27 protein-coding genes are annotated in these 25,660 nt (G+C 54.4%); 23 read left to right on the top strand and 4 right to left on the bottom strand.

Translation table 11 applies throughout. From position 1 onward, the window contains the following. Positions 1 to 9: 9 nt before the first annotated feature. From moaC to JN414_RS10135, 4 genes are all read left to right on the top strand, one after another. Positions 10 to 492, top strand: coding sequence for a cyclic pyranopterin monophosphate synthase MoaC (gene moaC / locus JN414_RS10150; RefSeq protein WP_202207756.1), 483 nt, complete (start codon positions 10 to 12; stop codon positions 490 to 492). Then, on the top strand, positions 489 to 1,316 hold the full coding sequence (locus JN414_RS10145; RefSeq protein ID WP_202207755.1) for a MoaD family protein: 828 nt from the start codon (positions 489 to 491) through the stop codon (positions 1,314 to 1,316). Before moaC ends, JN414_RS10145 begins: the two co-directional genes overlap by 4 nt. Beyond that, entirely contained in the window at positions 1,313 to 1,810 is a 498-nt protein-coding gene (locus JN414_RS10140) for a molybdenum cofactor biosynthesis protein MoaE (protein ID WP_202207754.1), read from the top strand. Before JN414_RS10145 ends, JN414_RS10140 begins: the two co-directional genes overlap by 4 nt. A 200-nt stretch (positions 1,811 to 2,010) precedes the next feature. Further along, the gene (locus tag JN414_RS10135) at positions 2,011 to 2,571 is read left to right on the top strand and encodes a hypothetical protein (protein ID WP_202207753.1); all 561 of its coding nucleotides are present in this window, start codon (positions 2,011 to 2,013) and stop codon (positions 2,569 to 2,571) included. 123 nt (positions 2,572 to 2,694) lie between these two features. On the opposite strand, the gene JN414_RS10130 is transcribed toward JN414_RS10135, so the two are convergent. Further along, positions 2,695 to 2,856: a molybdopterin-binding protein gene (locus JN414_RS10130; RefSeq protein WP_237389982.1), complete on the bottom strand. Its 162-nt coding sequence runs from the start codon at positions 2,854 to 2,856 to the stop codon at positions 2,695 to 2,697. 163 nt (positions 2,857 to 3,019) lie between these two features. Next, on the bottom strand, positions 3,020 to 4,159 hold the full coding sequence (locus tag JN414_RS10125) for a type III PLP-dependent enzyme (protein ID WP_064275088.1): 1,140 nt from the start codon (positions 4,157 to 4,159) through the stop codon (positions 3,020 to 3,022). Positions 4,160 to 4,541: 382 nt separating this feature from the next. On the opposite strand from JN414_RS10125, the gene JN414_RS10120 reads away from it, so the two are divergent. After that, positions 4,542 to 5,690, top strand: coding sequence for a YihY/virulence factor BrkB family protein (locus JN414_RS10120; RefSeq protein WP_202207752.1), 1,149 nt, complete (start codon positions 4,542 to 4,544; stop codon positions 5,688 to 5,690). Between the two features lie 30 nt (positions 5,691 to 5,720). Here JN414_RS10120 and JN414_RS10115 read toward each other — a convergent pair whose 3' ends face one another. Continuing rightward, complete coding sequence (locus tag JN414_RS10115; RefSeq protein ID WP_237389971.1) at positions 5,721 to 6,338, bottom strand: septal ring lytic transglycosylase RlpA family protein; 618 nt, start codon at positions 6,336 to 6,338, stop codon at positions 5,721 to 5,723. Between the two features lie 155 nt (positions 6,339 to 6,493). Between JN414_RS10115 and aroQ the strand changes: the two genes are divergently transcribed. The 4 genes from aroQ to JN414_RS10095 are packed head-to-tail and all read left to right on the top strand — an operon-like array spanning position 6,494 to position 9,329. Continuing rightward, positions 6,494 to 6,943 carry a type II 3-dehydroquinate dehydratase gene (gene aroQ, locus JN414_RS10110; protein ID WP_023943307.1) on the top strand — a complete coding sequence of 150 codons (450 nt, stop codon included), beginning with the start codon at positions 6,494 to 6,496 and terminating at the stop codon, positions 6,941 to 6,943. Beyond that, positions 6,940 to 7,395 (top strand): acetyl-CoA carboxylase biotin carboxyl carrier protein subunit, encoded by a 456-nt coding sequence (locus JN414_RS10105; RefSeq protein WP_202207751.1) that lies wholly within the window; start codon positions 6,940 to 6,942, stop codon positions 7,393 to 7,395. Before aroQ ends, JN414_RS10105 begins: the two co-directional genes overlap by 4 nt. Further along, positions 7,395 to 8,744 (top strand): acetyl-CoA carboxylase biotin carboxylase subunit, encoded by a 1,350-nt coding sequence (accC, locus tag JN414_RS10100; protein WP_046901132.1) that lies wholly within the window; start codon positions 7,395 to 7,397, stop codon positions 8,742 to 8,744. Before JN414_RS10105 ends, accC begins: the two co-directional genes overlap by 1 nt. A 15-nt stretch (positions 8,745 to 8,759) precedes the next feature. Further along, a complete protein-coding gene (locus tag JN414_RS10095) occupies positions 8,760 to 9,329 on the top strand; it encodes an NIPSNAP family protein (protein ID WP_202207750.1) in 570 nt (189 codons plus the stop codon). Positions 9,330 to 9,430: 101 nt separating this feature from the next. On the opposite strand, the gene JN414_RS10090 is transcribed toward JN414_RS10095, so the two are convergent. Continuing rightward, on the bottom strand, positions 9,431 to 10,105 hold the full coding sequence (locus JN414_RS10090; protein ID WP_202207749.1) for a YfdX family protein: 675 nt from the start codon (positions 10,103 to 10,105) through the stop codon (positions 9,431 to 9,433). 438 nt (positions 10,106 to 10,543) lie between these two features. On the opposite strand from JN414_RS10090, the gene edd reads away from it, so the two are divergent. The 14 genes from edd to JN414_RS10020 all read left to right on the top strand — a co-directional run bounded on the left by edd (position 10,544) and on the right by JN414_RS10020 (position 25,659). Beyond that, on the top strand, positions 10,544 to 12,391 hold the full coding sequence (edd, locus tag JN414_RS10085) for a phosphogluconate dehydratase (RefSeq protein WP_202207748.1): 1,848 nt from the start codon (positions 10,544 to 10,546) through the stop codon (positions 12,389 to 12,391). A 12-nt stretch (positions 12,392 to 12,403) separates the two neighbouring features. Then, complete coding sequence (eda, locus tag JN414_RS10080) at positions 12,404 to 13,027, top strand: bifunctional 4-hydroxy-2-oxoglutarate aldolase/2-dehydro-3-deoxy-phosphogluconate aldolase (RefSeq protein WP_202207747.1); 624 nt, start codon at positions 12,404 to 12,406, stop codon at positions 13,025 to 13,027. A gap of 215 nt (positions 13,028 to 13,242) precedes the next feature. Beyond that, entirely contained in the window at positions 13,243 to 13,806 is a 564-nt protein-coding gene (locus JN414_RS10075; RefSeq protein ID WP_202207746.1) for a metal-dependent hydrolase, read from the top strand. Next, complete coding sequence (purH, locus tag JN414_RS10070; protein WP_202207745.1) at positions 13,803 to 15,380, top strand: bifunctional phosphoribosylaminoimidazolecarboxamide formyltransferase/IMP cyclohydrolase; 1,578 nt, start codon at positions 13,803 to 13,805, stop codon at positions 15,378 to 15,380. Before JN414_RS10075 ends, purH begins: the two co-directional genes overlap by 4 nt. Beyond that, the gene (locus tag JN414_RS10065; RefSeq protein ID WP_202207744.1) at positions 15,377 to 15,730 is read left to right on the top strand and encodes a hypothetical protein; all 354 of its coding nucleotides are present in this window, start codon (positions 15,377 to 15,379) and stop codon (positions 15,728 to 15,730) included. The genes purH and JN414_RS10065 overlap by 4 nt, the downstream gene beginning before the upstream one ends. A gap of 107 nt (positions 15,731 to 15,837) precedes the next feature. Then, the gene (locus JN414_RS10060) at positions 15,838 to 17,112 is read left to right on the top strand and encodes a hypothetical protein (RefSeq protein ID WP_202207743.1); all 1,275 of its coding nucleotides are present in this window, start codon (positions 15,838 to 15,840) and stop codon (positions 17,110 to 17,112) included. A gap of 14 nt (positions 17,113 to 17,126) precedes the next feature. After that, a complete protein-coding gene (locus JN414_RS10055) occupies positions 17,127 to 17,849 on the top strand; it encodes a flagellar hook assembly protein FlgD (protein WP_202207742.1) in 723 nt (240 codons plus the stop codon). 164 nt (positions 17,850 to 18,013) lie between these two features. Then, entirely contained in the window at positions 18,014 to 19,681 is a 1,668-nt protein-coding gene (gene fliF / locus JN414_RS10050) for a flagellar basal-body MS-ring/collar protein FliF (protein WP_202207741.1), read from the top strand. A gap of 2 nt (positions 19,682 to 19,683) precedes the next feature. After that, entirely contained in the window at positions 19,684 to 20,697 is a 1,014-nt protein-coding gene (locus tag JN414_RS10045) for a flagellar motor switch protein FliG (RefSeq protein WP_202207740.1), read from the top strand. A gap of 2 nt (positions 20,698 to 20,699) precedes the next feature. Then, positions 20,700 to 21,365: a hypothetical protein gene (locus JN414_RS10040; RefSeq protein ID WP_215768812.1), complete on the top strand. Its 666-nt coding sequence runs from the start codon at positions 20,700 to 20,702 to the stop codon at positions 21,363 to 21,365. A gap of 5 nt (positions 21,366 to 21,370) precedes the next feature. Then, complete coding sequence (gene fliN, locus JN414_RS10035) at positions 21,371 to 21,703, top strand: flagellar motor switch protein FliN (protein WP_202207738.1); 333 nt, start codon at positions 21,371 to 21,373, stop codon at positions 21,701 to 21,703. A 75-nt stretch (positions 21,704 to 21,778) separates the two neighbouring features. Continuing rightward, entirely contained in the window at positions 21,779 to 23,929 is a 2,151-nt protein-coding gene (gene flhA, locus JN414_RS10030) for a flagellar biosynthesis protein FlhA (RefSeq protein ID WP_202207737.1), read from the top strand. Between the two features lie 123 nt (positions 23,930 to 24,052). Next, positions 24,053 to 24,895, top strand: coding sequence for a carbon-nitrogen hydrolase family protein (locus JN414_RS10025; protein ID WP_202207736.1), 843 nt, complete (start codon positions 24,053 to 24,055; stop codon positions 24,893 to 24,895). A gap of 5 nt (positions 24,896 to 24,900) precedes the next feature. After that, on the top strand, positions 24,901 to 25,659 hold the full coding sequence (locus JN414_RS10020) for an NAD kinase (protein WP_202207735.1): 759 nt from the start codon (positions 24,901 to 24,903) through the stop codon (positions 25,657 to 25,659). Position 25,660: the final 1 nt, after the last annotated feature.

Here is a 25,660-nt window from a genome sequence, read left to right as displayed (position 1 = left end):
TCAGGACGGATGAAAACGCTCACTCATGTTGATGAACGTGGTGAAGATCCGCGCATGGTGGATGTAAGCGGTAAGACCGTGACAGACCGCACGGCTCATGCTCAGGCCCGTGTTCTCTTTCCCCGGGACGTTGCGCAGACGCTAAATGATGCCGGATTCATGACCAAGAAGGGCGCGGTTTTGACTGTTGCTCAGATTGCGGGTGTCATGGGTGTGAAAGCGACGTCCCAGTTGATTCCGCTGTGTCATCCCCTATCCCTGAACGGATGTCGTGTGGAAATCACGATGGAGGGCGATGAAGCCGTCATCGACTGCCGCGTGTCCTGCCAGGGCAAGACAGGCGTGGAAATGGAAGCCCTGACGGGTGCCTCCGTTGCTGCTCTGACGATCTATGACATGTGTAAGGCTCTGTCTCATGACATGGTCATTCGCGAAGTGAAGCTTATGGGGAAGGCCGGTGGGAAACGTGATTTCCAGCGGATTGAAGCATGAGGCCGCTTTACGGTCTGGTTCTGGCGGGTGGCGTCAGTGCGCGGATGGGGCAGGACAAGGCTGAACTGTCCTATCACGGAGCGCCCCAGTTACAGGTTGGGTTTGAGGCGCTCTCTCCTCTTGTCGAGCGCTGTTTTGTTTCCGTGCGTCCGGCACAGAAGGAGGACCCGCTGCGGGCGCAGTTTCCTCAGATTGTTGACGCGGTCACAGTAGACGGTCCCGCTGCGGGCCTCCTGTCCGCGCATCAGGCTTTTCCAGAGGCCGCCTGGTTGGTTCTGGCGTGTGATCTGCCGCTTCTTGATCAGGTTACGCTTGAAACTTTGATTGCTGCCCGGGATGATCAGCATGTTGCGGTAGCCTATCGCAGCGAACATGATGGGCTGCCAGAACCTCTCTGTGCGATCTGGGAGCCGGAAGCGCTGGACGCTCTGGCGCGTCAGGTCGAAGGGGGGCGGAAATGCCCCCGTAAGCTTCTTATCAATAGCCGGACGCTACTGCTTTCTCCGGAGACAGTTGGTGCTCTGGATAACATCAATACTCCGGAAGAGCGTGCAAGCGTCTCACGGCGATTGGGAGGACAGATGATCCGCCTCGATGTGGAATATTTTGCTCAGATGCGTGAACTTGCAGGGCAGAAAACTGAAACTGTGGAAACGCATTTCGGAACGGTCGGTCCGCTTTATGAGCAACTGAAAGAGAAATATGGCTTTCCGTTTGAGGCTGATCGTCTCCGGGTTGCCTTGAATGGAGATTTCGCACCTTGGACGCAGCCTCTGAAGAGCGGGGACCACGTTGTGTTCATTCCGCCGGTGACCGGCGGATGACCCATTTTCTGATGGCTGATGCGCCAGTCGATCTGGACATGCTGCGAGAGGGCTTACATCTGGCCGAAGCTGGTGGCTTCTGCACTTTTGAAGGCTGGGTTCGCAATAGCAACGAGGGCCGTCCAGTGGATGGTCTGGAATATGAATCCTACGCTGCCCTCGCAGAAAAAGAAGGTGCGCGGATTATTGAAGAAGCATTGGCCCGATTTGAAATCAGCCATGCTGTGGCCATGCACCGGACGGGAACACTACGGGTTGGGGATGTTGCCGTCTGGATCGGCGTGTCTGCGCCTCATCGCGATGCAGCGTTCCGGGCATGTCGTTATATCATCGACGAGATCAAGCACCGGGTGCCCGTCTGGAAGAAAGAGCATTATCTGGATGGTGACGCCGAATGGGTGGCCTGCCATCACTGTCAGGTCGCTCCCCGGATAAGCGATGACGATCACGATCATCATCATCACGATCATGGGTCTTGCGGTCACAAGCACTGATCTATTGTCCGGCGAGTACGTCTGACTCTTGCCGGGCATTCTCTTTCTTTTTGAAAATCAGAGTGTTGCTGTCCTCTTTCCAGAAGAGGGCGGCAAGCATTTTTTTCGTGCCACAAGCGTGCGGTCACGCATTTTTAGTTTGATATTGCAAATCATTCTCAATTAGAGTGTCTCTGGTTCTGCTGATTCGGAGATTGATCATGACACGGACACCGCTTTTCCTGTCTGACCTGTGCTGCTGCGAAAGACTGGCACTCTGGAGTATCCGGTGTCTGGTCAGCCGATACCGCCTGCCGTACTGCCATGAAACCCGCACGACGGATGGCATGTTTCCGGCATCTTTCCGTCCTGTTCTTGATGCCGCGGAGCGAGCGTTCGAGGATGCAGCCCAGCATCTGAGAGAAGCCGGGCTCCCTGTGCTGGATATCAATCCGCCGGGCTCTCAGGGGCTGAGTGCGATGGAGGAGCGCTTTCTCCAGGGGATCCAGACGGTGCAGAATGATGGCCAGAAGGAAGTCTTTCACCTTCTTGCTGACCTTTTCCCCGAACGACTGATGCAGGGTTACATTGTCACGGCTCTCGCCCTGATTTCAGACTGTATGGCTGGGATTGGTCACTGGCTTCCGCGGCATGAGCGCAAGACAGCAGGGGCCGGAGCTTTGTCATCTCTGGCGCGGTGGAAAAAGATTCATCCGGCTGAAATGCGCGTGCTTTGGCCACGGGATATCCCTCAGGCCTGGGCGGGACGTACCCTGCACTGAATTCTGCTGAAATCTGCAAGAGACGAAATACCACAGCCTGCAGGGCTTGGATTTAAAAGCGGTCAGACCTCACCAGACTGCCCTGCAATCTGAGTGAAGTCTGGGCCAAGTAGGTGCGTGGGCTCAGTCCACGCCGACCATGACGCTGGAAGCCTTGATAACGGCATAGGCTTCCTTGCCCGCTGTCAGTGACAGTTCCTCAACAGCTTCATTGGTGATGGCACTTGTAATAATCGTCCCGTTGACGTCGATCGTGATGTGAGACGTCGTTGCGCCTTTTACGATCTATGTAATCTGACCTTTGAGCTGATTACGTGCGCTGAGTTTCATGGTGCGGTCCTTTTGCTACCCCCTTGGAGATGGGGGTGACACATTAGGACACAAGGCCTGAGGGAGTAGACAAGGCTTTTTTCGGGGATGGTCTGTGCCACCCCCAATCAGAAGCAACTTAGATATAGTGCTCGGTCAGAGGCGGAAAACCATTGAACCCGACGGAGCAGTAGGTCGAAACATAAGCGCCAGTCGCCAGGATTTCGATGCGATCTCCAGACTTTAGGCTGTTCGGCAGCGGGATGCGGTTCTTCTCATAGAGAATATCGACACCATCGCAGCTTGGTCCTGCCACGACGCAGGGGGAACGTGAGCTGTCTGTGTCGTCGCGAGACGTGCGGAATGTGTAGCGAATGGCTTCACCTTCCGTCTCTGCGAGGCCACCGAAGCGCCCGATGTCCAGATAGACCCAGCGTGGGTCTGTTTCTGCACCGCCACGACGGCTCACAAGAATGACCTCGCTCGACACTACACCGGCCTGACCGACCATATATCGGCCCGGTTCCAGCAGAACTTCTGGCTGCTCGTCAGGAAAGTGCTCGCGGAGAGCGGCCTGAATGGCGGCGCCAAATTCCTGCACAGACGGAATGTCTTCCCGATAATGGGTTGGGAAGCCGCCGCCCAGATTGATCATCTGAAGGTCAAGGCCTTCCGCGCGCAGCTCATGATAGAGGCGTGCGGCCGTAGCAATAGCGTGCTGGTAGGCGGCGATACCCGTCTGCTGGCTTCCGACATGGAACGAGAGGCCATAGGGATGCAGGCCCAGATCGCGCGCGCGGATCATCAGGTCGCGGGCGTGGGCAATTGTTGTGCCGAACTTGCGCGACAGCGGCCAGTCAGCGCCTTCGTTCTCAACAGCCAGGCGGCAGAAGACGCGCGCTCCCGGTGCGTTCTCTGCAATCTTTTCGAGCTCTTCCATGCTGTCGAGCACAAAGAGATCAATGCCCATGTCCCGGGCTTCACGGATGGCACCAACCTTCTTGAGCGTATTGCCGTAGGAGATGCGATCAGGTGTGGCGCCAGCCTTCAGGCACATCCGGATTTCTTCGAGCGATGCTGCATCGAAAGACGATCCCAGAGCGACAAGGCGCTTCAGGATGGACGGTGCCGGATTGGCCTTGATGGCGTAATAGATCTTGCCAGCTGGTAGGGCGTCGTGAAGGGCACGATAGTTGCTTTCCACAACATCGAGATCAACGACGAGGCAAGGGGTTGCCGGCTGCTGCTCGGCAAGAAAACGGGTGATTTTGGGAGTCATGACACTCTTTCCCAGAACCGGACTCGTCAGGGAACAGTTACACCCTGCGAGTGTGTTGCGAAACGGTCGAACGGACCAGCGAATAGCGGGGACCCAAAAGAAGCGGGACCCGGAAGGCCAGAACGCTTGACGTCGTTGCGTAACCTCGAGAGGGCCAGTGGCACGTGCGTTGCTGCGTGACGGGGCGTATGAAACCAAAGCCCCGCCGTTGCAAGAGCTAATTTTGCATTATTTGTGTTTTGGAAATATTGAGGAGAGTGAAATCAGGGCAAATTCGGAACGCAGAAGGTGATTTCTGCGTATGCTAGGTTCTGTCGATCTCGAGAACGGAACGACTTAATCTCGCCTGTTGCCCATAACAGGAACTGCCGAGGACCCCTGAGTGAGCTTATTTCCCGATTCTGCGTCAGCTTCCGGTCCAGCGCCAGACGCACCTTCGGACCCTGACCGGAAACAAATCCATCAGGATATCCAGCGTGTCCATGAACTGACGCCTGAACCTAGCGAAGAAGATATTCGCAAGGCACGTGAGCTTGGTCCCGACGCCCCGGGCACGGGAGCGAACTCTCCCCTAAGTATGCCCAAGGCGGGCTGGAAGATTGTCTTACGTCAGGTCTTTTCGGAAGTGGGATCGTCCCAGACGTCCCTCTCTGCCGCGGGCTGTGCGTTCTACGCCACGCTCTCTCTCTTTCCAGCCATATCGAGTCTAATCTCGCTATATGGTCTGGCTTTCGATCTGCAGACCGTTGAGCCGCAGCTTGAAGTGCTGCGTCATCTGCTGCCCCCAACAGCTTATTCGCTGATTGGCAATCGTATTCACGAGCTGGTTTCCCAGCCGCATACGTCTCTGACCATCGGGCTGATTTTTTCTGTTTCCGTCGCGTTGTGGTCCGCTTCAGCCAGTACGAAGTCGATCCTGTCCGCGTTGAACATGGCATATAATGCCACCGAAACACGCGGCTTCCTGAGGTTCCAGGCGACTGCTCTGGCCACCACTCTGATGGCTGTTGTTGGGGCTGCGCTGACATTGGCGCTGATGGTGGCTGCGCCTGCGCTGGTTGATTACCTTCCGCGCTATCTGGGTTTCAGAAAGCCGCCGCCGCCGTTTGATCTGCTGGTGTCTTACGGTGCGCCGCTTGTCGTGCACACGCTTGCACCGATCCTGATGCTGCTGTTCGTCTTCGTGGCAGTAACGATGCTTTATCGCTTTGCCCCCAGTCGGGAGCCAGCAAAGTGGCGGTGGATATTTCCCGGATCAGCGCTGGCGACCGTCCTGTGGGTTCTCATGTCGCTCGGATTTTCGTGGTACGTAGCGCACTTTGCGAGCTACGGCGCAACATACGGGCCCTTGGGGGCGGTTGCGGCGATCATGATGTGGTTCTTTGTGAGTGCGTACGTCGTGCTCTTTGGGGCGGAGCTGAACGCGGGGCTGGAAGAACGCATCAAAGGGGCGCAGCCCCGGATTGCCGGTCTGCCACAGACAGACCCTTTAATTGCTGAAGCCGTTACGGCTGAAAGTACGCCCCGGTAAACACCGGGGTAACTCAGCCCGTCCGTCGTTTTAACGGTGGGTGGGCTGCTTCGTAGTGTCAGACTGGGTGCCCGCAGCCTTGATGGCTTGTTCGCTCGTATCCTTGGACTCGGCTTCCGCGACTTCGCTCGCGGCATCTGACGCGGGCTTGTCAGCCATACGGGCAATGGTGACGTGGGCAGTTCCGCTGTTCAGCATTCCGATCTTCGCCGCTGCCGCATGTGACAGATCGATGATGCGGCTATTGAACGGCCCGCGATCGTTCACTGTGACGACAACAGAACGGCCCGTATCTTCAGACGTCACCAGCAGTTTTGTGCCAATTGGCAGGGAAGGGTGTGCGGCCGTCAGATCATTTGTGTTGAAGATCGTCCCGCTACTGGTGCGACGTCCGTGGAAATGACGCCCATACCAGCTCGCCATGCCATGCTGGGTCCAGGACGCGGCCTTGTGGGCCCGGTTTGCCAGCGCGGATCGAACAGAGGCTGCCCAGCTGGTCCGGACCGTCCCCGCTGCATCACCAGAAGAATCGTCTGCTGCATGGGCAGTCGTTCCAGCTGCAATTCCGGCAAGCGCGAGTGCAAATGTCATGCTGCGCAGGGGAGACAGTCGACGGGATGAGCGAATGGCAGGCGGGGCAAATTTCACTAGACTGGTATCTTCTCCAGTGGACGAAAACGGGCTTGAGCCGTGCTTCCTAGCACAAAACCATGGGCCTGTCCCCCTTTTGAACCCTCTGAAGACGGCAGGATTAGGGCGATGACGCTTTCATGACGGCTCCGAAAGTGCTATCGCGCGGCCAGATGAAACGTCCTCTCATTGCCGTTCTGAACGGTCCGAATCTCAATATGCTGGGTCTGCGCCAGCCTGGAATCTACGGTCACGCTACGCTCGACGATGTCGAGCAGGTGTGTATTCAGGCTGCTGAACGCCTCGATGTCGCGATCGATTTCCGACAGACAAACGGTGAGGGAGAACTTGTGTCCTGGGTGCAGGAGTGTCGCGGCCGCGCTGATGGAATCGTGATTAATCCTGCTGCTTATGGGCATACCTCGATTGCCCTGCTCGACGCGCTTCTTGCTGTTGAGTTGCCGATAGTTGAGGTTCATATTTCCAACATTCATCGCCGGGAGCCATTCCGCCATCATACCTACGTCTCGCAGGCCGCCATCGGTGTGATCTGCGGCCTCGGCGTCAGGGGATACGCGCATGCGCTTCAGGCAATAACCGACATGATCGAAGACGAAGGATGAGCCGCATGCTCGTGGACAAGGATGCCATTCGGGCATTGGCCGATATTCTGACGCAGACCGGCCTGACCGAAATCGAGATCTCCGAAGCTGATAGCCGCATTCGCGTGGCGCGCAACGTCAACGTGGTTCAGGCTGCTGCACCAGCCGTTGCTCCTGCTCCCGCCGCAGCACCAGCCGCTGCTCCTGTTGCGGCACCTCCGGCTGATCCTGCCAAGCATCCTGGTGCGGTTCCAAGCCCGATGGTGGGTGTCGCCTATCTGGCGCCGGATCCGGCTTCCCCGGCATTCGCTCAGGAAGGTCAGACCGTTTCTGCCGGTCAGACGATCATGCTGATCGAAGCCATGAAAACCTTTAACCAGATCAAGGCTCCCCGCTCTGGTACCCTGACAAAGTTCTTTGTCGAGTCCGGGCAGCCTGTTGAATTTGGCGAAGCTCTGGCGATCATCGAGTAATGATTTCTAAAGTCCTTATTGCCAATCGAGGCGAGATCGCGCTGCGTATCCAGCGCGCCTGCCGTGAGATGGGCATCAAAACCGTGGCTGTGCATTCGACGGCCGACGCCGATGCAATGCATGTGCGTCTTGCCGATGAAGCCGTCTGCATCGGTCCGCCGAGTGCACGCGATTCTTATCTGAACGTCGCTGCCATTCTGTCAGCTGCCATGATTACGGGCGCGGATGCCATTCATCCGGGTTATGGCTTTCTGTCAGAAAATGCCGAGTTCGCCGAGACTGTTGAAGAGCATGGTCTGGCGTTTATCGGCCCGACGGCGGAGCATATCCGCACGATGGGCGACAAAATCACGGCCAAGACGACCATGCGTGCGCTTGGCGTGCCGCTGGTGCCGGGCTCCGATGGGGCGCTGGTCGATATTCAGGCTGCCCGTGAAGTCGCCGAGAAGGTCGGTTATCCGGTCCTGATCAAGGCCGCTGCCGGCGGCGGTGGTCGCGGCATGAAGGTTGCGCAGACCGCAGATGATATTGAGGAAGCCTGGTCGGTAGCTCGTGCAGAAGCCCGTGCCGCCTTCGGTAATGACGAGGTCTATCTCGAGAAGTATCTCGATCGTCCGCGTCATATTGAGCTTCAGATCCTTGGTGATGCCCATGGCAACGTGGTGCATTTCGGCGAGCGTGACTGCTCCCTCCAGCGTCGTCACCAGAAGCTGCTTGAAGAAGCCGGTTCCCCGGCTCTGACGGATGCCGAACGTGAAGAAATCGGTCGGACCTCGACCGAGGCTCTGGCACGCATGGGCTACCGGAATGCTGGCACGCTTGAGTTCCTTTATCAGGATGGCCAGTTCTGCTTCATCGAGATGAATACCCGCCTTCAGGTGGAACATCCGGTGACGGAAATGGTGTGCAGTGTCGATCTGGTGCGTGAGCAGATCCGGATCGCTGCTGGTGAGCAACTCGGTTATACGCAAAAGGACATCAAGATGTCCGGCCATGCGATCGAGTGCCGCATCAACGCCGAGAACCCGGAAACCTTTGCGCCGAGCCCTGGCACGGTCAATGTTTTCCATGCACCTGGCGGCCTTGGTGTGCGAATGGACAGCGCCATTTACGCTGGCTATCGCATCCCGCCTTACTACGACAGCATGATTGCCAAGCTTATCGTTCATGCGCCGACGCGCCAGGAAGCCATTGCCCGCATGCAGCGTGCTTTGGATGAATGTGTGGTGGATGGAGTGGAAACGGTTATCCCGCTTCATCGGAAAATTCTGGCGGATCCGACTTTCCAGAAAGGTGACTACACAATTCACTGGCTGGAAAACTTTGTCGCCGCCCAGACCAAGTCCTGAAGCGGAGATGATGTGATGAGTTATGTAGAGACCATCTTTCTGGACGTTCAGCCTGGGCATATCCCGCAGGTGGTCTCTGCTCTCTCAGGTCTTGAGGGGGTAGGGGCATGGGTGACCGAAATAGGTCGCCTGAACCGCATTACCCTTCTCAGGACAGCGCAGACCTACGAGGCGCTCTTGAATGGCCGTCCAGACGTCTTGTCTAGCCTGCCTCATGAGAACCTGTTTCGGGTGGAAGTGACGTCTTGGCGCGCCATCACGCCTGTCGCTAACCCCGGCTCTTATGGAAGTGTCTATGAATGGCGCTGCTATGAGGCCAAGCCGGATGGCATGCCTGACGTTGAGGAGCGTTTCCTTGCTGCTGTCCCGGAGAGAGAAACGGTCTCCCCGCTGACGTGCACACTCGTCTCTCTTGAGGGCACGCCGCGCATTGCGCATCTGTGGCCTTATGCAGACCTGAATGCACGGTCGGAAAAGAGGGCCGCTGCTGTAGCTACCGGAAGCTGGCCGCCAAAAGTCGCGCCGTTTCTGACGCGAATGGAAAGCGAGATCTTGCTGCCATTGGCGATCTCTCTCTGGAACTGAAGTGTTCGGTCTTTAGTGTTCGTATTCAAAAAAGGCGGCCTGCAGAATATGCAGGCCGCCTTTTTTGTTTCTGGTTCCGCGCGGTAGATGGGCGCGAGAGCTTACTTCTTGGTCGCGTTTGCGGGGGCTAGTGTCGTAACGAAGTCTTCGGACACAAACACAATGGAATCCAGAGCTTCATCCAGAGCCTCTACAGCTTGCTGCGGATGGCGACCTTCTGTGAAGACAGTTGCCCGATTGATTGCGCCCTGGAATGGGGCAATCGGGGCTAGGGCGAGAATGAAGTCCGCGTTCTGGTCCACGACCTTCATTGTCTGGGCAGCTGAGTCCGTATCACCGTTTTTTAGCTGAGCATTGGCGGATGCGACGGCTGCTTTCTGCTCTGGGGCAAGTGTCTCGCTGGCAATGAACTCACCACCTACGGGTAGCCAGTCAACCTGGCCGGAGATCGCATGATGCGTTGAGGGAATTGGGTGCTGTGGGGCTGCGTGCAGATCGTTTTCTGCAGCCTGGAACTTCTGACTGGCCGTTGTTGCGGCTGTCAGTCGCTTCTGGGCGTCGTAGAGAGCCGGAATGGCCGCATCTGTCTGTCCGGCACTCAGGATCTGACGTGCCTTGAGAATGTCCGTAACGGCGCGTTGTCCGTCAGCAGACAGGTGATGAAATGCCCGATGGGCTTTGAAAGATTCCCAGTCCTTATGAAGAGATCCGGCATGCGCTGGCATGGCGGAGAGTGTCAAAGCTGCTGATGCAAGGATGGGAAGTAGAATTCGCATGATGAGATCCTAATGAATATAAAATCAATATCGGGAAACATAAAAATATAATTCAGAACCTATCAAATGAAAGTTGATTTATATTTCATCATTAATCCGGATCAATTTCGTTCTGATTTCCCGTGGTGGGAATTCATTTTGAGTATTTGCTCATCATCGCATCTGCGTATATGAAAATACATAATATTGAAAATACTGGGTAAATCTGAATTTGTACTTTATTTTCATTTTTTCGAAAAAAAACGGTTTAAATGAAAAGATAAAAAGCCATTCTGAGAAATAAAAATAATAAATTTTCTCGGAAAGGCATTGTGAGGTGTTGCTGTTCCAAGTTCGGTTCCGTATGAAAGTAGCCCCTTCACGAGGCTGTGTCTTTCAGCGGAAAGAGCGTTTTTTCCGTCTGGCAGCGCGTGTGTCAGTCGAGCAGCGAGTGTTCCAATGTCTTTGAATTCCGTCGTCGAGAGCGTGACCGCCCGGATCATCGAGCGTTCGAAAGTCTCCCGTCGCCGTTATCTTGCTCTGATGGAGCGAAACCGGGCCAAAGGCGTCTCCCGCCCACGCCTGGCCTGCGGAAACCTCGCTCACGCCATTGCAGCGGCTGCGTCTGACAAGCCGGAGCTCATGCGTCCGGCCAGCACGAACCTCGGGATTGTGACGACTTACAACGACATGCTGTCGGCGCATCAGCCATATGGACGTTACCCGGACCAGATGAAGCTGTTCGCCCGCGAAGTTGGTGCAACTGCTCAGATCGCCGGTGGTGCGCCAGCAATGTGTGATGGCGTGACGCAGGGACAAGAGGGAATGGAGCTTTCCCTGTTCTCCCGTGACGTTATTGCCATGTCCACGGCTGTCGGCCTGAGCCACGGCATGTTCGAAGGTGTCGCGCTTCTGGGGATCTGTGACAAGATTGTCCCGGGCCTGCTGATGGGCGCACTGCGCTTCGGGCATCTGCCGACAATGCTGATCCCGGCCGGCCCTATGCCGTCAGGCCTTCCTAACAAGGAAAAGCAGCGGATCCGTCAGCTCTATGTGCAGGGCAAGGTCGGGCAGGATCGTCTGATGGAAGCGGAAAACGCCTCCTACCATAGCGCCGGCACATGCACCTTCTACGGCACGGCCAATACGAACCAGATGATGGTTGAGATCATGGGCCTCATGATGCCTGATTCTGCGTTCATCAATCCGAACACGCCGCTTCGGCAGGCCATGACGCGCGCAAGCGTCCATCGTCTGGCGGAAATCAGCCTGAATGGCGAAGATGTCCGCCCACTGGCGCAGTGTGTTGATGAAAAGGCCATTGTGAATGCGGCAGTCGGCTTGCTGGCAACTGGCGGTTCGACCAATCACACCATCCACCTGCCTGCCATTGCCCGAGCTGCTGGTATCATTATTGACTGGGAAGATCTGAGCCGCCTCTCAGCAGCAGTTCCGCTGATGACGCGCGTTTATCCCAGTGGCTCTGAGGACGTGAACGCCTTCAATCATGTGGGTGGTATGCCGACACTGATTGCCGAGCTTTCCCGTGCTGGTCTTTTGCACACGGACATCATGACGGTCTCACGCGGCGGGTTCGCGGATTATGCCTGCCGTGCCAGCCTGCAGGACGACGAAGTCGTTTACACGCATGCCAAACCATCGCTGGACCGTGATATTCTCCGGGACGTCAAGGAGCCGTTCAAAGCTGATGGTGGTATCAAGCTCATGCAGGGCAATGTCGGTCGTGGTATCTATAAAAGCAGTGCCATTGCTGAAGAATTCCTGACCATTGAAGCCCCGGCGCGCGTTTTCCATGATCAGCATGATGTCGCCACGGCGTTTCAGAAGGGTGAACTTGAGCGGGATGTCGTTGTTGTTGTGCGGTTCCAGGGGCCGGAAGCCAACGGGATGCCGGAACTGCACAAACTGACGCCAACGCTCGGCGTGTTGCAGGATCGGGGCTACAAGGTGGCTCTTCTGACAGACGGACGGATGTCAGGTGCGAGTGGTAAGGTGCCTGCTGCCATTCACGTCGGCCCGGAAGCTCAGGTCGGCGGCCCGATTGCCCGCGTTCGGGATGGTGACATGATCCGGGTGTGTGCCGTAACGGGGCAGATTGAGGTTCTCGTCGATCCGGCAGAATGGGAGGCACGCGAACCTGTTGCGCCGCCGCCGCCTGCTCTCGGAACTGGGCGTGAGTTGTTTGCCCTCATGCGTTCAGTGCATGATCCGGCCGAAACCGGCGCATCCGCCATGCTGGCCCAAATGGATCAGGTAATCGAAGCCGTTGGCGACGCCATTCACTAAGGACCAAATTTCATGACTGATACTGCCAAACTTGATGCTGTCATGACCCGCTGCCCGGTTATTCCGGTGCTGGTGGTCAATGATGTTGCACAGGCTCGTCCCTTGGCTGAAGCGCTGGTCGCTGGTGGCCTGACCACTCTGGAAGTGACGCTGCGGACGCCTTGTGCGCTTGAAGTGATCGAGGAAATGTCCAAGGTGGACGGTGCGTTTGTTGGTGCCGGCACTGTGTTGAACCCGACGGATCTGGAGCGTGCAGTCAAGGCTGGCTCCCGCTTTATCGTGAGCCCTGGCTTAACCGCACCGCTGGCTGACGCTGCCCGCGACCATGACATGCCTTTCCTTCCGGGCGTCGCAAATGCTGGTGATATCATGCGCGGTCTGGATCTGGGCCTGACACGCTTCAAGTTCTTCCCGGCTGTGACCAATGGTGGCATTCCGGCGCTGAAGAGCTTGGCCAGTGTATTCGGCAATGTCCGCTTCTGCCCGACAGGCGGCATCACTGAAGGGAGCGCTCCCGACTGGCTGGCACTTCCTTCCGTATCCTGTGTTGGCGGATCGTGGATTACGGCAGGTGAGTTCGACGCAAAGACGGTGACGCAGCGTGCTACGGCTGCTGCTCTTTTGCGCCAGAGCTAAGATCCCTTGTAAATTTTTCGCTCCATTGAAAACAGGAAGGCGGTCTGGAAGTGATCCGGATCGCCTTTCTTTTTTCATTAAGGGCCTGTTTCTCTGACTGAGAACGGATAAAGAACATCTCCAGAAGAAGATGGGGGATGGAATTTATGAATATCTTTGCAGGAAAAGGGGTTACGGCCCTTTCCGATAACGTCCGAATCGGATCATAAGAGCCCGTGACTGGACGTTCTCATCTCCTGATTGGCGGATTTGCTGTCTTGTGTGCGATGCGCTGGCATGTGCTGTCGCCTGACCCTTTTTCGGTTTGTACAGGGTTGCTGGGCAGCCTGCTTCCAGACATTGATACGGAGCGCTCCATGCTGGGAGCGCGAGTCAAATTTCTGTCCCGTTTCCTGGCTCGAACCTTCGGCCACCGGGGGATGACGCATTCCGGCGTTGTGCTGCTTCTGGTTGCAGGGCTGGTTGGAGCTTTTATGGGTGAAGGGGCGCTAAGGGGGCCCATTGGTGCTCTTCTTCTGGGCGTTGCCACCCACATTGCGGCTGACCTGCCAACCGGTGGCTGCCAGCTTCTGGCACCTCTTAGCCGGTCCAGACTGTCTTTCTGGCCCTATGTCCGCACAGGCGGCCTAGGCGAGATCATGCTTCTTCTGCCTACTCTCTTTCTATTAGGGTGGGCAGGGTTCGCGGGACGTGACCCATTTGGTAGTCACGCTCCTTACGTCGTGCATCACCAGCGGTTGCACGGACATGTTTTGAAGGATATTGCATTTCCATCATGACTGAGACCCGACTCCCCGTCCGTCGCGCCCTTCTCTCCGTTTCTGACAAGACGGGACTGATTGAACTGGGGCGCGCACTTGCCGCCCACGGTGCAGAACTGCTTTCGACGGGGGGCTCGGCAAGGGCGCTGCGTGAAGCGGGTCTGACTGTCAAAGATGTTTCAGAACATACAGGCTTCCCCGAAATTCTTGACGGTCGTGTCAAGACGCTGGTTCCGCAGGTTCATGGCGGCATTCTCGCACGTCGTGACCTGCCGGCTCATCTGAGCCAGATGGAAGAACACGGCATCGTGCCAATCGATCTGGTCTGCGTTAACCTGTATCCTTTCGCCGCTACGGTTGCATCCGGCGCGGGCGATGAAGACTGTATCGAGAATATCGATATTGGCGGTCCGGCCATGATCCGTGCTGCGGCCAAGAACTTCGATCATGTCACGATCCTGACGTCTCCTCAGCAATACGGTGATTTCGTTCAGTCTCTGGACGCGGGCGGAACGTATCTAAGTGAGCGTCGTGATTATGCCGGTGCTGCGTACGCCCATACGGCGTCTTATGACGGTATGATCTCCCGTTGGTTCGCGGAGCGTGCGGGCGAATTGTTGCCCCCTGTTCTGACGCTCAGTGGCTCTCGCGACGAGCTTCTGCGTTATGGTGAAAACCCACATCAGAAAGCTGCTTTCTATCGTGATGGCAGCACACGGGCGGGCATCGCGACGGCTCGTCAGGTGCAGGGCAAGGCGCTGAGCTACAACAATCTTAATGACACAGACGCAGCGTTCGAGGCTGTTGCTGAGTTTGATGCGCCGACTGTCGTGATCGTCAAGCACGCTAATCCATGCGGTGTGGCGTCTGCTGAAACGCTGGAACAGGCATGGATTGCGGCGCTGCGGTGTGATCCGGTTTCGGCATTTGGTGGCATCGTCGCTGTGAACAGAACGCTAGATGCAGAAACGGCTCAACGCATTAGTGCGATTTTCACGGAAGTGATTGTTGCCCCAGATGCGGATGCGCAAGCTATTGAAATTCTTTCTCGCAAGAAGAACCTGCGTCTGTTGCTCACAGACGGAATGCCTGATCCGGAAGCTGAAGGTCTGGCTTTTCGCTCTGTCGCCGGTGGTTTTCTGGCGCAAAGCCGGGATGCAGGTCGCGTCCTTGAGAGCGATCTGAAGGTCGTCACTAAACGCGCGCCCACGGAAAAGGAGATGAAAGATCTCCTGTTCGCGTTCCGAGTGGCCAAGCACGTGAAATCCAACGCAGTCATTTATGTTCGCAACAATGCGACTGTCGGGATCGGGGCGGGGCAGATGTCCCGTGTTGATAGCGCGCGCATTGCGGCTCGCAAGAGCGAAGATGCTGCGAATGTTGCGGGTGAGACTGCCCCGTTGACCAAGGGATCTGTGGCCGCATCGGATGCGTTCTTCCCGTTCGCAGATGGTCTTGAGAGTGTTGTTGCTGCTGGTGCTGTGGCTGTGATCCAGCCCGGTGGCTCAATCCGCGATCAGGAGGTGATCGACGCTGCCGATGCAGCTGGAATCGCCATGGTCTTCACTGGCATGAGGCATTTCCGGCATTGAAACCTTTCGCTCTCGCAAGCCTGCTTCTGGCTTTCTCCGCCCCGATGGTCGCCGAGGCAGCGCCATGTCTGTATGACATGTCACCGCTGCCCGTCACGAAAGGGATTGTCTCCCGTATTACGCCTACAGGTGTGATGCTGCGTGATGGGACGACTGTCATTCTTCCAGAAGAGCTTCTGGCAGGTGTACGTCTGGCACAGCCTCTTGCTGTGAGAGGACTTGTGGCAGCTTCGTCCCATACGGTGCAGGCCTTTGCGCTTGATGGAATGCCGCCGGTTTGTCCGGCACCAGCAGCGATTACGCGAGGACCATTTCCTGGTTCTCCCGGATACGATCACATTCAGAACTGAGTTTGATACGCGGCTTCTTGGAAAAGGGCCGCGTATAAACCTTTTCTTTACGCCTGTCGTGCCACTCTTCTTTCCGGTTGTTTCACCGGGTGTAGGAGGGCTTATCATTGTCGCAGATTTTGCCCGTAGCAACGCCCGCGATAGCGCTTGGTGGCAGCGTCTTTCCTGTTGGTGCACAGCTTGCTTCCAAAGAACGATTTCAGGATTTTCTGAAAAGCTACGTTCACGAGAAGACACAGCCGCCTGACGCCAAAGCTGTCTCTAGCAAAAATACTCCTCCGTCGCCGGGTGAAAAAAGTACCCAGACGGCCAGAGTACCTGAAGGCGGCCAAGGCCCCCGTGTTTCAACGGAAAACTGCGGGGGGGCTCGAAGCTTAAAATCTTCGAGCCCGGCTACAAAGGTCTCCGAACAGCCTGTTCAATCGAGTTCGCTTCCAGAGAAATTTGAGAAAACATCGAGTGCGACCAAGGTGGTTCAACGTCCCTCGGAAGTATCGGCTCAGAAGATTTCTATGGGTCCCTCTACAGAGGAAGTTACAGAAACGTTTTTGCCCGCGCTGCAAAATGATAACGTATCCGCACCAGGGAAGACGGATGAACCTGGTTCGGGCGAACGCGTTGAGTTGCCTACACAGTGCGTTTCGGATCTAGAAGACGATAGCACTCAAAGTTCGGTATCTGAGCCTTCTCTCAGTGTCGCTTCGTTCAATTGTGAAACGAAACCCGCGACAGATCAGCTTGAAGTAAGCAAAGACCTGCAAGTTTCTGAAACAGAGAGTGCAGGGGTGGTCTCTCTTGCGTTGGTAGAAAATGTTGATGTTGCGCCAGCACCGATTGCTGAGGTCCCGGGGTTATTCCTGGAACTTTCGACCTCGAAATTGCAGAACTCTGATTCCGGACATAATAGCCTTCTAACACCGACGCAGGACGAGGCGCGTCAGTCAGCTTTGAACGGCCCTGTCATCACGCACCAGGCAACAGGTCAGCACCTCAATACCCAGATTGAAATGTCCTTAGAGCGTGAAGGCAAAATCCGCATGTCTGTTGAGGAAGACAAGGACGGGGGACGCCACATCCACATTCTGGCTGAAAGTTCAGATGCACTGCGAAGTCTTTCAACAAATAAAGAGAGCTTATTGTCCTCACTGAACCAGAGAATTTTGCCTGTCTCAGCAGACCGGACTGCAATATCCACAGAAGTTACGTTTGGTTTTCTGGGATCTTTCTCTCAAGACTATCCCAGAAGTTCTGATCGGGAAGGCAGTCAGCAACGATCGCCCGCTGTTGGTGGTTCTTCCGAGGTCTCATCTGAAGATCTTAATGAGAGAGCCTCCGTATTTCCTCGAAAAATTTTACGCGGTGTTGTTGATCTGACCGCATAAAGGACGCTTGTTTTATGGTCTCTTCTGTCAATTCATCATCGCTTCTCAGCCAAGCTGTTTCGGCAGCCAAGTCCAGTGCATCATCGCAAGCGTCTGGTGCAGCCACATCTACGGCGAGTAGTGTCGGCAGTGCTGCGCTGTCCTCCATGGCGGGAAATTTTAATCAGTTCCTGACGCTTCTGACTACTCAACTCCAGCATCAAGACCCGAGTAATCCAACCAGTACCGACAGCTTCACAAGTGAGTTGGCGCAGTTCGCAGGTGTGCAGCAACAGGTTGAGACGAACACCAATCTTACCAGCCTGATTTCTGCTACTCAGGACACGCAGATTACGTCTGGTGTCGCTCTTGTGGGTAAAACAACCACGGCCACAACTGCTTCGTTGCCCTTACAGAATGGCAACGCGAGCATGACATTTACGGCGCAGCAAGCCGGACCTGTAGCCATTGCAGTTACCGATGCCAGCGGTCAGGTCGTCAAGACCGACACGATGACGGCGACTGCGGGGACGAACTCCTGGTCATGGGATGGTATTGATAGCAGTGGAACAAAAATGTCTGACGGTCAGTACTTTGTTGCTGTCGAAGGGACTGGAACAAGTGGGGAAACGGCGTCTTTTCCAACAACGGTTTCCGGTACGGTAACAGGTCTGACGCGGACATCGAGTGGTATCAATGTACAAATGGGAAGTGCAACAGTGCCGCTGAGTGACTTGGATGGATTTTCGGGAGTCTGAACGACGAGCGGGGGAAATTCTGTCGTTTTAAGCGGACGTTAACCTTTCCTGTCCACAATACCTGTCAGTAATTGCAGCAGGACAGGGTGAACGCACATGTGGGCAGGGCTTGAGGCACCTCCTGGAAAAGCTTGTACGCAGATGACCGCATGGTGGGCGCATAAGTGAAGGCTCTTCTCACAAATCTGAAGCAGCTTGGCCTCCCGCGTCTGGCTGCCCTGGGTGCAGTGGGTGTGGCTCTGCTTGTGCTTCTCGGAGTTTTGGTCATGCATGGTGCAAACTCTGCTACCGGGCTGCTTTACAGAGATCTCGATCCCAGAGAAGCCGGTGAAATCGTAGATCAGCTTGCTAAGGCCCATATCGTTTATCGCCTGCAGGATCAGGGGGCGACGATTATGGTCCCTGATGATGAGGTTGCTAAGGCGCGCCTTCTTCTCGCAAAAAGTGGACTGCCGTCGGGAGGCTCGGTCGGGTACGAGATTTTCGATAAGGGAAACAGTTTTACAGCGACGCAGTTTGAGCAAACAATCAATGAAACGCGTGCGCTGGAGGGAGAATTGGAACGGTCAATCCGTCTGATTCACGGTGTTCGTAATGCGCGTGTTCATCTTGTACTGCGCCACAGAGAACTCTTTTCGACGAACGAACAGGGAGCTCAGGCGAGTGTGCTTCTTTCCATGGAAGGTGCGCGCCGTTTGGATGAGGAGAGTATTGCGGCGGTCGTTAACCTGGTTTCCGCAGCCGTACCGGGTTTGGAGGCACAGAATATCTCGCTTGTCGACAATCGCGGGCATGTCCTGCTGCGGCAAGGCGCGGGAAGTGTCGATGGTAATCAAACGGCGGAAATGCAACGGCAGGCGCTGGAGCAACGCATCGCTCGTGAAGTTGAGGATATGTTGGGAGCTTCTGTTGGCATAGGGCATGTGCGGGTGGAAGCGACCGTAGCGATGAATAATGATCGTGTGCGGGAAACTCAGGAAAGTTACGATCCTGACCAGCAGGTTCTTCGTTCTCAGCAAACCAAAAACGACAAAAGTATAAATACACAAGGAACAGCGAATACGACGGTTGGAAACAATCTGCCGAACGCTAATGCTGGTCAGCCGCAGAACGGAAGTCAAAGCAGCAGGCAGGAGCAGACGGATAATTACGAGATCGGCAAGAAGGTTCGGACCCTGGTACAGGATCAGCCTCGAATTGCTCGTATCAGCGTTGCTGTCATGGTTGATGGAGCCGTCCAGACGGATGTGAAAGGTCAGCATGCCTGGCAACCAAGGAATACTCAGGAACTGGATAGGCTAACGGCTCTGACCAAGACGGCCATTGGTTTCGATCAGGCTCGTGGCGATGTTGTGACCGTAATGTCGATGCAGTTTTCTGATCTCGAAGCGGCAATGCCCGCACCACAGCAGCCTTTTCTAAAGGGTTTCCTGAGCCGCTCGAATGAAATGGAAGCCGTTCGTTTCGGTATTTTTGCTCTGTGTCTTTTGATGGTGCTCTTCTTTGTTGTGCGGCCCCTGCTACGCCCGGCTGGGGGCGGAGTTACGGCAGGAAATGTTCTTTCTGATGAAAGTCGCGGCGTTGTTTCCATGCGTGAGTTAGGAGGTGCACTGGCATCTGAGACTGGAAACCCTACTGCTCTTTTGCCTGCTCCATATGATGCCACAACCCCTCTAACGGAGAGTGATGAAGAAACAATCGCTGTAAGTGGCGTTTCCGGCCGTATTCGAGCTTCTTCTGTTCAGAGGGTTGTTGATCTCGTCGAAACGCATCCTGCGGAAAGTATTGCACTGATGCGTAATTGGCTGATGCCGAGACAGGAGGGGCACTGAAAATGATTGGATTGGAAAAATCTGTCACGGGTGCGCAGAAATCCGCGATTTTAATGATGGCATTAGGAGAAGAAAACTGCGCTCGCTTGTTTGAGCAGATGCATGAAGAAGAAATTCGAGAGATTTCTGCCGCCATGTCTCAGCTTGGAATGGTTTCTGCAGAAACTGTTGAAAGTGTCTGTCACGAATTTAGTCGGAGCCTTGGGTCTTCAGAAGTCTTGATCGGGGATATCGAGACAACAGAACGATTGCTCAAAAATACGCTCCCCGCTGGGCGAGCCGCAGCCATCATGGAAGAAATTCGTGGTCCTGCCGGGCGAACTATGTGGGACAAACTCGGAAACGTTTCAGAGGTAGTACTCGCGAACTATTTAAAAAATGAATATCCACAAACTGTCGCTGTTATTCTCAGTAGAATCAAAGCTGCACATTCTGCGAAAGTATTAGCCCTGCTTCCAGAAGAATTTTCGCTCGATGTTATGACGCGAATGCTCAAAATGGAGAATGTGCAGAAAGGTGTTCTGCATAGTGTAGAGCAGACGTTGAGATCTGAATTTGTCTCTAATCTCCCTCGTGGCTCACATAGAGACAGCCATGAAGTCCTCGCAGATATCTTCAATAACTTTGATCGAAGACTTGAAGCGCGCTTTATGACGGCCCTGGATGAGCGCAGTCATGATGATGCGGAACGAATTAAGAGCCTTATGTTTACTTTTGAGGAGTTGGCTCAGGTCCCTGTAGAGGGCCTCATGGTGTTGCTCAATCAGATCGCCCGAGAAAGTTTGCCAATTGCTCTCAAAGGCGCAAGCGACAAACTGCGAAGTGCATTCCTCGCTGCAATGTCTGAGCGTGCAGGGCGCATTCTGATAGATGAAGTTGAGGCATTGGGGCCTGTGCGCGTTAAGGACGTTGACGCGGCCCAGAGTGATATTCTTCTTGTTGCGAAAGTTCTGCTTGATCGTGGGGAAATTGAACTCCTGGACCAAGAGCAGGCTGCAAATGAGATGCTTGTATGATCATGACTGACTATGACCGTCGTGTTCAGGTTTCTAAGGCTCTTTATGCTGAAGATTTTGACGTTCCTGCTTTGCCAACTGTCGAACCAGAGTCAGCTTCAGAAATGTGTCCCGTAGAAGTAAATACACCTGAGATCTATACTGAAGAAGATTTGGATCGTGCTCGGAGGCAGGAAAAGGAGCGTGTATCTGCATTAGAACGCAGTTATTATAAAAAAGAAAAATCTGAATGGAAGAATTGCATTGAGAGCAGTTCTTTGAATATTCTAAAAAAAATTTCGGATCAGGCAAACCAGTGTGCACATCAAGCGGCCGAAGATGTTGCACATGCTATTTTCTCTTATTTGGCTAAAATTTTTCCAACCCTCCTAGAGAGTTACGGGCCAGGAGAACGGGATGCCTTGGTTGATAAAATCATGCCGACGCTCCGGGAAGCAGCGCGCGTCAGAATAGAAGCTAAATCTCAAGAACTTCAGCATTTATTAACGCTGTGTGAGCGAGAAGGAGTGGAAGTGATTGATTGTCGTGCAGATGACACTTTGTCTTCGGGAGACTTTCGAATTTCCTGGTCGACGGGAAAGGCCAGCCGAGAGGCAGGAAGCCTGGTGCAGGAAATTTTGAAGGTATTTTCTTTGGATAAAATTTCACCTGCCGTTAGCGCGGAATAATTGAAATGCCTGATACACAGAATAATTTCGATCTTGATGACGTCGAGGCAGTATCGGCGCAGTCTGTAGAACCGCCACGCTTCGCTCATGATCTCGAAGCGATCTACGATATCCCGGTAACGGTAAGTGCAGTTCTGGGACGTGCGAATATGCAGGTAAGCCAGTTATTACGCTTGGGTCGTGGGGCCGTTGTGGAGCTTGATCGCAAAGTCGGTGATTCGATTGATATTCTTGTGAATAATCGTCTGATAGCCCGTGGTGAAGTGGTGATGGTTGATGAAAACCGACTTGGGGTAACCATGACGGAAATCATCAAATCTGGAAAAGTTAAAAACTGAAAAAATTTCCGAATATTTAACTTATAGGGATGTATTTTTCCTGAGGTGAAAATTTAATCAGGTAAGATTATTATTATGAATACATCAGAAGGGGCTCTTTCTTCCATTGTGAAAAAGACCACTCTCTCTGGTTATTTTCAGAAATTTCCTTTGCCTGTCTGGTTGCGAGGAGGGCAGCGTTGGTTGCCGGGCACCGATGTTGGATTGGCATTGGCTGTTGCGGCATTGCTTTCAATCCTCGTCTTGCCGCTTCCGACATTCATTCTGGATGTGGGGCTTGCGCTCTCAGTGACGGCGTCTGTGCTCGTTTTGATGGTTGCCTTGTTTTTGACGCGACCACTCGACTTCACCTCCTTCCCCACATTGCTCCTCCTCACAACACTGCTCCGTCTGTCGTTGGAGGTTGCGACGACCAGACTCATTCTTAGTCACGGCTATGAGGGGATGTATGCAGCAGGCCATGTCGTAGCTGCTTTCGGGGGCTTCCTCATGGGAGGTGATGTCGTAATCGGCGCGATCCTGTTTGCAATCCTTCTGGTTGTGAATTTCATGGTGATCACCAAAGGATCAGGACGTATTGCCGAAGTGGCAGCACGCTTTTCGCTGGATGCCATGCCTGGAAAGCAGATGGCGATTGATGCTGAACTGTCTTCTGGCGCCATCAGTGACAAAATTGCTCGTCAGCGTCGCAAAGAGCTTCAGGAAGAAAGCGGGTTTTATGGAGCGATGGATGGTGCGGCCAAGTTCGTTCGTGGAGATGCAATCGCAAGTCTGATTATTACGGCAATCAATATCGTCGGGGGGTTGGCAATCGGCATTGGGCGTCATGGAATGTCTGTGGCGGATGCAGCTTCTGCTTTTACGACTTTGACGATTGGCGATGGTCTGGTGTCGCAAATTCCTGCTCTGCTGGTCTCTACGGCCTCGGGTATTGTGGTGACTAAGGGAGGGACAGAAGGAGCAGCAGACGTGGCTTTGGTGCGGCAACTTGGGGGTAATCCCAAACCGCTGGCTCTGGCTGCTGGCTCAGCGGCTGTTCTTTCATTGATGCCCGGTCTGCCAACGCTTCCTTTTCTTGGTTTGGCGGCTCTTGCAGGAGGAGGAGCATGGTTGCGGTACCGCTCTCCGGTTACGGATCATGATGCTGAAGAGGATGCCGTTAGCCTTCCTGAAAATACGCAACCCGGTGAGCCCCCTCTTACTGAGAGCTTACGCGTCGATTTGTTGCGTTTGGAATTGGGTTTCAATTTACTGTCAATCGCGAGCGGTGATGGCGCGCGTTTGACAGAGCAAATCAAGGTTCTCAGGAGAACAATTGCTGGAGAAATGGGGTTTATTTTACCTCCGGTTCGTATTCAGGACAATTTACAGCTATCGTCCAATGCCTATTCTGTAAAAATTAAAGAAATCGAAATTGGGCATGGGGAAGTACAGATAAGCAGGCTTCTGGCAATGAACCCTAAGGGCGGATTACCGGATTTGCGTGGCGAAGAAACACGAGAGCCCGCATTTAATCTACCGGCCTTGTGGATTGATCAAAGTGAACGAGAGAACGCGATAATTAAAGGTTATACTGTTGTTGATCCAGCAAGTGTTATTATTACGCACTTAACTGAGTTGGTTCGGGAAAACATGGCAGACCTTCTCTCTTACTCCGAAACACAGAAACTTCTGGATGAAATGCCACGTGATCAGCAAAAACTGATTGTCGATCTCATTCCGTCTCAAGTGTCAGTAAGTGTTGTTCAGAGAGTTCTACAAAGTCTTCTGGCTGAGCAGATTTCAATTCGTGATCTGTCGGGTATTTTAGAGGCGCTTCAGGAAGGCTGTGGGCAAGGTCTGAAATCTGTTGTGGCGTTGACCTCACATGTCCGTAGTCGTCTGGCGCGTCAGATCAGTTTCGCTGTGACCGGGCCGAAAGGTTATATTCCTGTTCTGACACTCAGCCCCGATTGGGAAGTCGTGCTGTCAGAGAACATGATTGGTCCTGCAGATGACCGCCAGTTGGCTCTCCCGCCATCTCGCCTTAGCGAATTGGTAGGAAAGCTGAGGCAGGCGCTGGATGTAGCTTTGGGGCAGGGTGAAAACCCGGTTATTCTTGTCGCCGGGGGGATGCGTCGTCCCATGCGAATGATTGTGGAGCGTATCCGTCCTTCGACAATGGTGCTCTCGCAGACAGAAATTTCTACTCGCGCAAAGATACGGACCGTTGGGGTAATCCAGTAAAAACGCGAGAGATCATGTCCTCATGCATTGAAAGCGGCGACTGTAACTCGAGAAATCCGGGCTTACCTCGGACTCTGTGATCGCTTATGGTCTCGGGTCATTGCTTAAGGAAATGTACTGACCATGCGTGTTGCACTGATCCAGATGGCTCCTTCGGCTGACCGGGAGGCGAATATTTCCCAGGCTCAGCGTCTCGTCGCGGATGCTGTAAAAGCTCGAAACCCTGCGCTGGTCGTTTTGCCAGAGGTGTGGAGTTGTCTAGGCGGGACAGCCGAGACAAAGCATGCAAATGCTGAGAGACTGCCTACTCCAGGAGAGCAGGGCGGCCCTCTGTACGAAGCTTTGCGTGCGATGGCGAAGGAGCATGGGATCTGGGTTCATGGTGGCTCGATTGGGGAGATCGTGTCGGGTGAGGGTAAAAACAAGTTGGCGAATACGTCGCTGATTTTTGACCCTCAAGGTAATGAGTGCGGTCGCTACAGGAAAATTCACCTTTTTGATGTGGTGACGCCGAATGGTGAGGGCTATCGGGAGAGCGATAGTTATGTGCCGGGTGACAGTGTAGAGGTCGTGGACATCTCGAGCGTCCCGACTGGTCTTGCCATCTGTTACGACCTGCGATTTGCTGAACTGTTCCTCGCATTGCGGGCAGCCGATGTGGCGATGATCATCTTGCCTGCTGCGTTTACACAGCAGACAGGGGAAGCTCATTGGGAAATCCTGATTCGGGCGCGTGCCATAGAGGCGCAGGCATGGGTTATTGCTTGCGGTACAGCCGGTTGGCACACGGATGCTGCTGGAAACGAGCGTCAAACGTATGGGCACTCCATGATTGTGAATCCCTGGGGCGAGGTTGTTCTGAAACTGGGTGGTGAAGCCGCTTGGGGAACTGCCGATCTCGATTTTGATCAGGTGCGTCAGGTGCGTGAGCGTATGCCCATTCAGGCAAACAGGCAGTTGATCTAACCCTCATGAAAATTGCTTTTGTAGCGGCGTCAACAGATGTCGCCCAGGATGCGCTTGCTGTTCTGGTTGCCCGGTATGGCAATGTGCCGCTCGAGAACGCGGATGTAGCTGTCAGTCTTGGGGGCGACGGCTTCATGCTTGAAACGCTTCATCGTGTCCTTGGACTTGAACTGGCTGTGTACGGCATGAATTACGGGACCATCGGGTTCCTCATGAACACGCCAAATGAAGATAATCTTCCGGAACGCCTGTTAAACGCGCAGCCTTCTTTACTGCATCCGTTGCATATGACAGCGAGAACAGTCAGTGGGGAGGTTTTCGAAGCACGCGCGTTCAATGACGTGTTCCTGTTTCGGCAGACACGTCAGACATCCCGTATTCGCATTGAAGTTGATGGGCGGGTCAGATTGGAAGAGTTGATCTGTGATGGCGTGATCGTCGCGACCCCTGCGGGATCGACGGCATATAATCTTTCGGCACATGGGCCTATTGTGCCGTTAAGCGCTAACATATTGCCCCTGACGCCGATTTCTGCTTTCCGGCCCAGGCGCTGGCGGGGTGCCCTTTTGCCATCGTCAGCCGTGGTCAGACTGACTTTGATGGATACAGACAAACGGCCAACAGCTGCAGTAGCAGATTTTAAAGAAATTCGTGATGTCGCGGAGGTCATCGTAAAAGAGGACCGTAAGCTGCATGCCACGGTCCTCTTCGATCCAGATCATGGACTGTCCGAGCGTATTATTGCCGAGCAGTTTCTGGAGTAGT

Source organism: Gluconobacter sp. Gdi (assembly GCF_014132155.1).
In the GTDB taxonomy this organism is placed as follows: Bacteria; Pseudomonadota; Alphaproteobacteria; order Acetobacterales; family Acetobacteraceae; genus Gluconobacter.
This window is presented reverse-complemented; position numbering and strand designations above follow the sequence as displayed.